9 protein-coding genes are annotated in these 11,425 nt (G+C 38.2%); 4 read left to right on the top strand and 5 right to left on the bottom strand.

Annotation, left to right across the window (positions count from 1 at the left end; translation table 11 throughout):
• The first annotated feature begins 17 nt into the window (after positions 1-17).
• The 4 genes from AC2VOY_RS05865 to AC2VOY_RS05850 all read left to right on the top strand — a co-directional run bounded on the left by AC2VOY_RS05865 (position 18) and on the right by AC2VOY_RS05850 (position 3,253).
• Positions 18-1,670, top strand: a complete 1,653-nt coding sequence (locus AC2VOY_RS05865) for a hypothetical protein (RefSeq protein ID WP_491830361.1) — start codon at positions 18-20, stop codon at positions 1,668-1,670.
• A 50-nt stretch (positions 1,671-1,720) separates the two neighbouring features.
• The gene (locus AC2VOY_RS05860) at positions 1,721-2,101 is read left to right on the top strand and encodes a hypothetical protein (protein ID WP_491830360.1); all 381 of its coding nucleotides are present in this window, start codon (positions 1,721-1,723) and stop codon (positions 2,099-2,101) included.
• A 188-nt stretch (positions 2,102-2,289) separates the two neighbouring features.
• A complete protein-coding gene (locus AC2VOY_RS05855) occupies positions 2,290-2,736 on the top strand; it encodes a hypothetical protein (RefSeq protein ID WP_491830359.1) in 447 nt (148 codons plus the stop codon).
• A gap of 220 nt (positions 2,737-2,956) precedes the next feature.
• Positions 2,957-3,253, top strand: a complete 297-nt coding sequence (locus AC2VOY_RS05850) for a hypothetical protein (RefSeq protein ID WP_491830358.1) — start codon at positions 2,957-2,959, stop codon at positions 3,251-3,253.
• Positions 3,254-3,326: 73 nt separating this feature from the next.
• Here AC2VOY_RS05850 and AC2VOY_RS05845 read toward each other — a convergent pair whose 3' ends face one another.
• The 5 genes from AC2VOY_RS05845 to AC2VOY_RS05825 form a co-directional block, all read right to left on the bottom strand.
• The gene (locus AC2VOY_RS05845) at positions 3,327-4,391 is read right to left on the bottom strand and encodes a fimbrial protein (protein WP_491830357.1); all 1,065 of its coding nucleotides are present in this window, start codon (positions 4,389-4,391) and stop codon (positions 3,327-3,329) included.
• 11 nt (positions 4,392-4,402) lie between these two features.
• Positions 4,403-6,934, bottom strand: a complete 2,532-nt coding sequence (locus tag AC2VOY_RS05840; RefSeq protein ID WP_491830356.1) for a fimbria/pilus outer membrane usher protein — start codon at positions 6,932-6,934, stop codon at positions 4,403-4,405.
• 95 nt (positions 6,935-7,029) lie between these two features.
• Positions 7,030-7,755, bottom strand: coding sequence for a fimbrial biogenesis chaperone (locus AC2VOY_RS05835; RefSeq protein ID WP_491830355.1), 726 nt, complete (start codon positions 7,753-7,755; stop codon positions 7,030-7,032).
• Between the two features lie 116 nt (positions 7,756-7,871).
• Positions 7,872-8,411, bottom strand: a complete 540-nt coding sequence (locus tag AC2VOY_RS05830; RefSeq protein WP_491830354.1) for a fimbrial protein — start codon at positions 8,409-8,411, stop codon at positions 7,872-7,874.
• Positions 8,412-9,001: 590 nt separating this feature from the next.
• Positions 9,002-11,338 (bottom strand): lamin tail domain-containing protein, encoded by a 2,337-nt coding sequence (locus AC2VOY_RS05825; protein WP_491830353.1) that lies wholly within the window; start codon positions 11,336-11,338, stop codon positions 9,002-9,004.
• Positions 11,339-11,425 lie beyond the last annotated feature (87 nt).

The following is an 11,425-nucleotide window of genomic DNA, read 5'->3' as shown; positions in this document are numbered from 1 at the left end:
AATATTGAGTGGCATATTTGCAAGAACTAAATATTTTAAATTTAATATATAAATTTTATAAGATAAATAGTGAGTTAATTATGAATAAAAGTGTTATTGCAATAATTATAAGTAGTTTTATTTTATCCGGTTGTGATTCAGACTCCAATAATAATTCGAGTAATTATGTAGATTCAAAGGATGGGGTATGGCTTAAAGGTGATATTCATGTTCATAGTGCTGTATCCAATGATGCAAGAGATACAACTGTTAATATTTTATATCATGCGTTTGATGAATTTGATATGGATTATGTATTTCTATCAAATCATTTACGATCGAATGGTAATGATAATTTAGATAATGAAATTGGCAATACTTTATACTCTAATAGGTTAAGAGATTATGAATTACCAGAATTAAGGTATCTTCAAAAAAATTTATATCAAGATAAAATATTAACGACAACTTTTGAATGGGACTTTCCTGGTTTTGAACATTATAATATTGGGATTATCACACCTAAAGAACAGGATAATGAGCGAATTGAAGCAATTAAAGAATTTGAATATATTTTTAGTAAAGAAAATACAATAGAAGATTTTGATCCTGCTGATATAGCTAAATGGGAAGAGGAAGGCATCCAGCGTCTCAATACAGAGGAGGAGGCTAGTAAAGCGCTAATTTGGCTTCAAGAGAATTTCCCTGATAATAGCTATGGAATGTTAAATCATCCTCGTCGTTATGCGGATACTTATACCCTTGCTGATATTCGAGATTTGAATTCGTTGGCACCAGATATATTTTTCCTAATTGAAGGTATGGTTGGAGGGCAGTTCCATCCTTATGATAGAGGCGATTATACAGATAGTAGTGCCGGCTTGTATGGAGGAGCGGATCCAATACTTGCTCAAGTCGGTGGTTGGTGGGATGCATTACTAAGTGAAAATCGAAATGTTTGGAATGTAGCGAATTCAGATTACCATTTTAAAATAAGTGCAGACGGAAAATATACAAGTGGCTACTTTCCTGGAGAATACTCTAAAAACTATACCTTTGTTACTGAAGGTAATGATGAATTAGCTGTTTTGGATGGCTTAAAGTCTGGGAATATGTTTGCTACTACAGGGGATCTGATTGATGCTTTAGATTTTAATATTCAAGCAAACAATCAAACTCAATACATGGGAGATAAAAATTTAACGGTTTCTCCTGGTGATACAGTAACGATTAATATTCGATTCCATAGTCCAGAGTTTACAAATCAAGAGATAACAGTTGGAGATGAAATCTTCGGGACTAAAGAAAATCCAGGTGTACATCATGTTGATTTAATTGCTGGAACCGTAACTGAATTAGTTGACTCTAATTCTGAATCATATAATACGACTGAAAATACGGATGCTAGTGTTATTAAAAGCTTTACTCAAGATGATTGGGATCTAGATAATGATGGTTATATGAATATTATTTATACATTTAAAGCTACAAAAAATCAATATTTTAGATTAAGAGGGACAGCTCTTGATTACAATGTTGAAGGGTTTACGGTTAATGGAGAGCCTCAGAAGTGGAAGTCTCTTAGTAAAGTCGATGGAGAAAGTGACCATAGTATCCAAGATCGTGCTAATAATCTAATCTATAAAGATGTATGGTTTTATTCTAACCCAGTATATATTAACGTAAATTAAGAGTAGGAAGGTGCAGTTAATATAAACTGCACCAATTTGAGTATTTAATTATGAATAAGTATGTATTTTTTATATTTTTATTTTTTTCTTTTCAGGTATTTGCTGGTCACTCTCACTCTACTGATCCTAGAGGAGAGTTACCTGAAAGTGTCAGCATAAAAATACCATTAATTGTTGAAAGTCAGAATCAATATGCTTCATTTAATATTGAATTAAAAAGCATAAAAAAAATATCAGATTTGAAGATTGAGGTTAGACCAAACTCTAAAGTTGAATTGCTTAATCATACAGTTATAGCTTCAGAGGTTGGTGTTACTCCTGTTCATGTAAAATTAAAAAAACCGGATACTAGAGGGGGGATTAACATCCTTATTTCTGGTTCACTGGAGAATGAACAATTTTTGACTAGTCGGTTTATTCTCTTAATCTAATTTAGATTTTATATAATATATCAGTAAGTTAGGATTAGTTAACTGTTAGTTTGATAGGTGTCAAGTTAAGTGTTGTAGCCAGTATTTTTCTTTTTATAGATAAAGATTAAGATTTTTATGCAGATATGGAATAAATCCAAGCATACCTAGGTCTTTAATTTGAATCTTATATTTATGGAGAAACGAAGATGGACAACACTTTACCTAAAGATCTACAGAAAAAACTCCCGCTTGGGTTATTTTTTATTCGTGCGACCCTTGCTTTAGTCTTTTTTGTCTGGGCATTTGATAAGCTCTTTAATACCGCGCATACTCAAGCGGTTTTTGCTGGGTTTTATGGGTTTGAAATTTCAACAACAGCCGCAATTGGTTTAGGTGTCGTGCAACTTGCTTTTGTCGCGATTTTTGCCGCAGGCTTATTTAAAAATGTCACTTATTTGTTGATTTTGCTCATGCACGCAGGTTCAACTTTCGTTTCTATGGGGAAGTATTTAGACCCATTTAATAATTTACTTTTCTTTGCTGCTTGGCCTATGCTTGGCGCCGCGTTTATTCTTTATAGCTTAAGAGAATACGATACGTTTTTGGCGCTAGGTAAAGTGAAACCGCAACAAACTCTCGCATCTGAGAGCTAAAATATTGGCAAGTTTAACAGTTGAAGCCAGTAGATATTCTCTACTGGTTTTTTTATGTGAGAAATAAGTCATGTTTTAGTTTATGGCGTGTCAATATCTAATCTAAGCATATGGATGGGTTAACAAAAGGTATTTATAAGAGTGCATCTTGAGTGATTTTTGAGTATGATATTTTCATATATCCCCGAATACAAAGGTGACTCTAGTGAAGGAAAGTACAATGACAGCGAGTCGAGAAGAGTCTTCTCGCCCAATAGCAAATGACAATGCGTCGGGCGCACCAATGATCTCTAGTGCTAAGAAAGCAAAAAAACTTATGAATTGTCCTGTTTGTGATTGGAAAGTGTCAAAAGCGGCACATTTTTGTCCAAATTGTGGCGAGCCGGATCCATCTAACCGATTAATGATAGGTGCTTGGATTTCACGTATTTTCTGGACGATTGTGATTATCGCAGTCGTTTATTTTGGTTATAACACGCTTTGGCCTATGCTTTTGGACATGATCAAAGATTTATAATAGCGAAAAAGATAAAGCAGCTATCGAGTATGCCTTGATAGCTGCTTTTTTATACCTAATGCTTTGCTGCGAGTTAGCGGTAAACTATCAGAACTTCTGCAATACCAGAAACGCTTCCCGTTGTGACTTCTTCTGCGGTTTGAATATAATTTGCACTTAGACCAAAATTAAATGCTCGTGGCATATCATTCTCATAATTATTTAAACTGAAAGTATCCGTTCCTGTATCAACATCTATGGTGCCGTCTATCATCTTATCCGGTGCATAACGTATGGCTCTGGTGTTCTGATTAATTTGTAAACCTACCCCTGTCGCAGTACTTGAAGACTCTAAAGATAAGATATCTGTGTTATTACCTTGATTGCTGGCATCGGATAAATAAGCAAAGGCATGAACACCTGCATCGCATACAAAGTTTAAGTTAAAGTTAGTTAAACCTAAGGTACTACCAATCCCAGTAAACTCTTTCTTGCCAACCGGCGGTAAATTGACGACTGTATTTGAGGTGCTTAAATTACAGGTATTTGTTGTGACAAGAACTGAGCTACTAAAACTTATAGTGCTGTTTGGTGCGGTTCTATTTGCCCACTCTCTATTTACGCAGCTAATTTGAAACGATGCGTTTGTGTTTCCTTCTGAAATAGTCTCAGCTGTTTTTACTATACGTATACGTAGCGGAACATTATGTGCTACATGTGGCGCAGAAGGTGGCTTAACGCCTAAATCTAATCTTACTTGTCCTGTACCTAATGGCAGAAGGTTACCCGATGCATCTAAAAATTGCATGCCAATACCATTAGGGAGGCCCGCAATTTTATAGGTTCTTGGCACAGTGCCAACGGGATCAAAGTCTATACCGCCTATAGTCCAATTTCCCCCATCACCACAACCATCATCGACATCTGCGTATTGGTCACAGGTTATATTCATATTCCAATATCGATCGCCGCCAGGAATGACATCTCCAATTTCTAAGTTGGAGTCGGCAACCACGATAAATATAGGTAGAGAATAAGGCAAATTAGGCGACTCACAATTAGCATAATATGCATCTGCATTAGCTTTGGGGATATGCATGCTTGTCCCTGCGAGTAGGAAAATTATCAGTTGACTCATTACGATAAAGCGACTTTGCATATGACATCCTTTTATTTACATTCAGCTTTTACTGGGCGGCCCTTAGCTTTTGCAACGGCTTGTTTATCAAACATAATCTGGCAACTTTGAGCTGCTCCTTGCGCACGCCAGTGGATAAATAGTTGTTCGACTTTTTGACGAAAATAAATAATTCCGCCTTGGCCAACAATAGTAATAGCTTGTTGATCTTGATCTAGAACTTGCGCTCCATAAGGTACTTTCTCTGATTGCAATCTAAGTAAAGTAGGCTCACCGGTTTGGGTATCGTATTTGAGCCTAACAATCGCCCCCTTGCGTGGCGCAACGCGTTGTGAAGTGCTTTGTAATTCAGTCAGATCGCTCACCTCTCGAGTATCTAAACTCACATTGTTATAGCGATAACTGGTTAGGTTGGCGACAGCGGTTTTTCCTGATCCTGTGAGTGTATTGCCCTGAGTACCCACTACTTTTGCGCCGGCTGCGCCATCAGCTTCAAGGATCGCCATGTTTTCACCTTGCGCTGAAGTGAAGATCAGCCCATCGGCATAACCAATCACAGTCCCTGAAGCGGACAAGGTATATTGATTAATGGCATCACTAAAAGAAGCGCCAGCATTGAGGCGTGAATAGGGTGCAGTGTAGTCAAGATTTAAACCATAACTTGTTGAATCATCACTTCTCTTCTCAAAGGTTTGATTGATATAAGCGCTGTAATTAAGCTGATTATAATCGCCATAACTAGATGAATAATCTGTGCGCACGCTGTGTTGCTCACTATTTTCATAGTAGTTATATTCTGTTGATAAAGAAGAATAATTAGTTGAGAAGTTTAATGGGATAGATAAGCGCACACGGTAATTATTATAATTATCATCTTCTTCAAAAACACGTTCCATACTGGTCGTGAGGCTTCCCCAAGAAAAGCTTGTACTATAACCAATCTGAAAATTGCTGGTGTCGTCTAAATCTCCCCAATAGGTGCTGCGAAGGCCATAAGCATAAACATTCCCCCAATCGCCTAATGATTGGCTGATATTAAACTGGAATCTTTGTTTTTCTCGAAAGTTACTAATAGATTCAGGATCAGACTCTTGCAAGCGTGCAAATTGATTAAAGGTTAAGTAATCTTCAGATGAGAAACGATATGCAGCCAATGCAAAGTTAGTATTGGTTGATTGAACTAGCTTGTTGTAAGTAATGCGGTAGCTCTGACCACTGCCAGCTGAAAGCTGATAATCATTTGGCTCTGGGATATCATTTGAGTAAGAATAGGTGGCATCTAAAGCAATGGCGCCAATCACGCTAGCATAAGCTATTCCTAAAGTTGCAGCATAATAATCTTGCGCAATATTTGCCCCTGTGTAAGTAGTAAAAGCGTTATTAATCCCATAACGATAGGTTCCTTGCATAAACCAAGGTGCGCCATGGGTTTGGTCATCACGATAACGCCCTGCGGTTGCACTAAAGCGGCTTTGACCTGGACGTAGCATTTGCACGACACTCGCATAAGGCACGATAAAGCTTTTGACTTGCCCATTTGATTCTTCGACTTCTACTCTTAAATCGCCGGCATACCCCGTGGCATAAAGCTCATCAATCACAAAATCACCGGGTGGTACATTGGTGCTATAGAGCAGCTGCTCATCTTGATAAACTTTGACTTTTGCATTGGTGCTGGCATTCCCGCGGATCACAGGTGCATAGCCACGCTCACTACTTGGCAGCATGGAGTCATCACTGGCAATGCTGACACCGGTAAAAGGTGTACTATCTAAGATATCCCCTTGAGTGTAATACTCACCTAAAGTAATTTGCGCTTTTAATGTATCAATATCTGTTTGCAAATAAGTATTTAAACTATTGTAATCAGATTCATAGTCTCCAGATTCTTCTTGATAGGAATAATTACCATTGTGGCGCAAGCGCCAGCGACCTAAGTTAAGCCCTGCGGTTAAGTTAAGATTATAGCTTGAGATAAAATCATCATCGTAATCATAGAAACTGGCAAAGGCATTGTAACGAATAAAGCCTGCATTAATGCCATAGCGCCAGTCTTTCGGGTCGATATAGTCACGATTTGGCTGATCAAGATAAGCTTGAGGGATCGATAGGCTTGCTTGCATTTTACCTAAATCAATCGTAAAGCTCGCATGTGGGATCAACTCATCTAAAATTAAGCACTGATTATTGGCTTGGGTTTGATAAAGCTCTTGATTGGGCAGCTCATTGATTCGTACGCCCCACATTTTAAAGTCTGACTCTTTAAAGCAGGTGATGGAGGTGTCTTGGTTTAGATCTGAGCGCACTTGAATATTTTGTTGAAAGGAAGTGCGATTATTTAAGCTTACCCAAAGATCATATTCTCCTGGTGGGATATAACCTGGTTTAGAGAACTGCTCAATATCAAACTGGCTATTAGAACCAAACAAGAAAGACGAATTAAATTCGTACTCTTGAGGCGCCGATTCTGGCGTTGTGGTTTGGTCTTCTTCACTTGCGTAACTCGTGTTAGCTAGGCAAGCGAGTAACCAAACTATGTAGGATTTCATAGTTAGGTTATTCATAATAGCGTCCATGTTAATAATATTTATAGTTTTTATTTTCTTCCGATAATCTTTCTCTTATCTATTTAGTTAGTTTGGCGCATGTTTTGAACGCTTTACTGCAAGCGATAACTTTGTGTGAGTACGCGGCCGCGATCGTTTATCCACTTCAGACTAAAATCACTCGCTTTATTTATGGCGTGTCCTGGGCTAATTTTGGCCGATGAAAAAGGCGCTACCATATCCACATTGGTAAGTTTAATTTCTTGCTTTGCAGCATTTAAACTGTGAAATGAAAAATAGTAAGGCGTTGGATTTTTTACCGTTAAGCTCGTATTTGAACCTGAGCCTGTCACTTGCCATTGTAAGTTTTTGATAGCTTGCTCTGGTGAACTCTTTAAACTTTCAGGGCGAAAGAAAAACTTTAAGCGTGAACGAATTGCCAACTGTAGAGAGTTGCTTGTCTCTTGATCTGCATTTTTAGCGGTTGGTGGCACTTCTAGTACATTTAGCCACAACAGAGTTTCTCTATCCTGAGGTAGATTCTTATCTATATAACGTACCCGTAAGCTTTGTCCTTGGTGGCCTTCAACACGAGTGATTGGTGGCGTAATTAGAAACGGCACATACTCACTACCAGGACGCGCCTTAGGATCACCCTTGTCTAACCAAGATTGGACTAGGCGTGGTGTTTCACTTGAGTTAGAGAGTTGAATGTTGATTTCTTTTGCATTTTCAGGGTACACAAAGCGAGTACCAGTAATAATAATGTTGGCATAACTAAGAGATATGCTTTGGATTAAAATATATCCATACATCATTAAGCGTATAAAAAATCTCATGCTATATCCTTATATGCAACTTTATTCGAGAATCAAGCCTTAACTATTTGCACAAATATTAGTTGTGATATTTAATTAAGGCTTATGCTCTATTTATTTTTCGAAAGAAAGAATGATTATCTATATTCAATAGAATAAACCGCTTGAGCTTCAACTAAGCCTGGCATTACGTCTCCAGTTGCATAATAACGAGCAAAGTAGTTCAGTGTGGCGTTTGAATCAGTATCTACAGCGACGACGGGGTTTTGACTATCATCGTTTAGGGTTAAATCTATAACAGTAAGTTCTGAATTTAATAGTTGAACTTCAACATTCGTTGCATAATCACTATTATCCTCCGTATTTGATTTATTGGATATATTACCTGTGCTCTGGTTTATATTATCTTGCTCAAAATAAGCACGTACAGACCCTGCAGGACAACCCTCTAAATTAATGCTAAACGGTGTTTCGCCAGCAGTGTCGCCGGCTACCCCTAATGCGGACTTACTAACAGTCGGTAGCGGCACTTCAATATCTGTACTACCTCCATTAATAACGCAGGTCTGATCTATTACTTCTCCATTAATAGTAATGGTGCCATCTGCTGCAAGAGTTGTTGCAGAATATAAACCGCTAGCAAGCATAGCGATTGTTACTGATATAGTCTTTTTCATATATAACATCCTGTTAGATTCAAAGATGATGAAGAGCGCTGAAAAAGATGTAAGAAGGTGCTTTTTTAATCAGCGCTGTGATTAATATAGCATTATTAATTATTTAATGAACAAAAAAATACTGTTTTATATAACCACTAAAACGATAGGGAAATATTCATATGAGTTATTTGGGAATAAATATTCTTATTTATATTCAGTTAGTTAGTTGTGATTTTGTGTTTTTATAAATAGTGAAATCACATTTTATTGTAACAATGTAAAAACCTTTTATAAAATATGTGAACTTAAGCGTGTTTTGGTAGAAATTACAAGGGGATACCCTTTTGTCAACTGTTTTATATAGCTTTCATATCATGCTAAATAACGAGCGATTAAGTTAATATATGCAACAATAGATTAATTACATATTAATAGTTAAGTCTATATTATATATATTATGAATGAATAGTTTAAATTGATATGGATATATTTCATTATTAATCGAATGGTTAATGGGGGGGGTGAACTTATTTTGCAAAGAAAAAAGGTGCAGTAAAAATGACTGCACCTTAAATATATTATATAAATATTAGGGGTAAAACTTTAAATTAATGCTCACCTATTTCTGAGATATCTGACTGGATATAGAAAGGTGATGTAATACTTGTATCCGAGATATTTCTTAGGCTACGAGTGTCACCTGAACCCGCGCTAATCGTACTATCTAGGAAGTTGATCTTGATGTCTGCCCAGTCATTATGATCTGTCCATGTATCTGTAGCATCTTCTGGCTCGTATGTTGAGCTGCTAAGAGCAAAGATATTAATCCCTGTTTTATCAGTAAGTTCACCATCGCAATCATAATCGATAGGGCTACCGCCACCTAAACCATCTGCTTCACTGACGTTCTTAGGGTTGATATCTGATGCTTGGCCATGTGAGTAGTCCATACGGAAGCTATCAGTATAGTAGCCATCAGTAAGCTTGCTACGTGAGCTAATATTACAAGCTCCTTCCATGCGATAATAATAGCGATCCCCAGGGTTTTCATCCGGATTTGGTAAACCGCCAATTTGGTATAAGTAGTTCATAATACTGAGATAGTTGGTTTTATAATTGACCTTATCATCCATACCGCCATGGCTGAGGCCTAGGTTGTGTCCAAGTTCATGCATGACGGTAACGGCTTGAGTATTCACCAAGCGATTCGTGTTTTCTTCTGCGCTGCGTGAGGAACTAGCTTTGGTTGTGAGTCCCATGCTACCAAAAGTGACAAGTACATCATTTCCATCGGTTTCAGCAAAACCGCTTGACCCTGATTTTTCTCCTGCTTCTTGGCTAAATCCATAAACCAAATAATGAAACAAGAAGAGGCGACTATAATCAAAGTGATCACGTTTATAGTCTCGCATATCATATTGACCTTCAGGTAAGGGAGCTGTACCTGTTTGCATTTTAATCCAAGGTTGGAATGGGACTTGGTTGCCTCCACCTAAGTTCATACCTTGGCCTTGGGCCTCAGCAAAAAGATCACCTACATCAAAATGCACAGCGATATTTTGTTTGGCAAATGCGTCGACAACTTTTTGCAGGGCAGCTTGATGTGGGATCACACCTTCGTCGGCTTCGCGTGTGCCACCATTAGTAGCGTCAATATAATCCACTTCAATGAAAATATCTGGCGTGCCTGCGCGTGCTCCCCATTCATATAAAGGCATGCCCGCAAGTGTTGTGCCGGGTTGCTCATTACAATCTGGGATCATATCGTTATCGGCATCGGTTGGATCGCCACAATAATCATTCGGCGCTGCGAGTGTGCTGGCGCCTTCTTGCCAATCTGCAGCGCTATTTGTATCTGCAGGAGAGCCAGTGGTTGCATCTAGACTTCTTGCAATGCCGGATGCGATACTGATATTCATGTTACTTCCAGATACTGGACTACCAGACCAAGATTCTGCTGTCGTTGGAGTATAATCATTCTTTCCCCAAGAGACGAAATCAGCCGTTTTTTGACTCGACTTTTGCACCAAATCAAGTTGACCTTCATTATCCCAATATGGGTAAATATTCCCTTGTTTAAGATAGATACGCTGTACAGAGTTTTCTAAATCAGCGTAGACACTTTGCGCACTGACAATCAGATAACCACCAGCGTTAATTTCTGCATCAGGTAAGTCAAATGTCACAAGATCTTGCGTTTTGGCGTGCGATCCTGACGATCTATCACTACCATAAGTGATCACTTGATAATTACTTAGGTTAATCGCTGCTGAGTTAGGGTTATATAATTCAAACCAACGCATACCATTGGTTGCAGGGGAGCCGCCGACTTCATTAATAACGAGAGTTTTATTACTTACTTCGACTTCTTGAGTGATTTGCTCTTCTGTTGCGCCGACTTCAGCGGCAAACTCATCATCTAATTTGGCCGAATAATTACCGCCAAGTTCTAGCTCTTCAGTTGGAGTCAGAACGACATCTGTACCTTGAAAATCTGGTTCTTCAAAGGTTACACAAGATTGAAAACCATCATTTGATAATTGAACATCACCTTGGCATGTCTCATCGATTGTGTTGACTTCTATCGGCATATTTTCAGAGCTGACCGTATCATCAAAAGTGAGAACAATAGGGGTGTTTGGGTCTAGCTCTGAAAAATTGGTTGAGGTGAGACTTGGTGGTTCAACTGGTTCAACTGGTTCAACTGGTTCAACTGGTTCATCTGGATCCGTAGGCGTTTCAGGCTCTGGTGGGAGCTGTGGATTTTCAGGTGTTGTGATTTCTTGATCGCCAAGATCTGTACCATAATCGGGCCCATCGGATGAACCACCACAAGCAATGAGTGAACTCGTTAATACACCAGTGATAAAGAGTTTAGTAATGAGGTTTTTCTTCAGCTCAGGCGAAGATTTACTTTGTATGTATTTCTTTGGGTGATATTCCATGAGTATTCCAGCCAATCCTTTTATAATAATTTACAAAAATGCAACAAAACCACAAAATAATCAAGTTTATTGTGATCTATAGTCTTC

This window comes from Vibrio sp. KMM 9700, from assembly GCF_058545285.1.
This window is presented reverse-complemented; position numbering and strand designations above follow the sequence as displayed.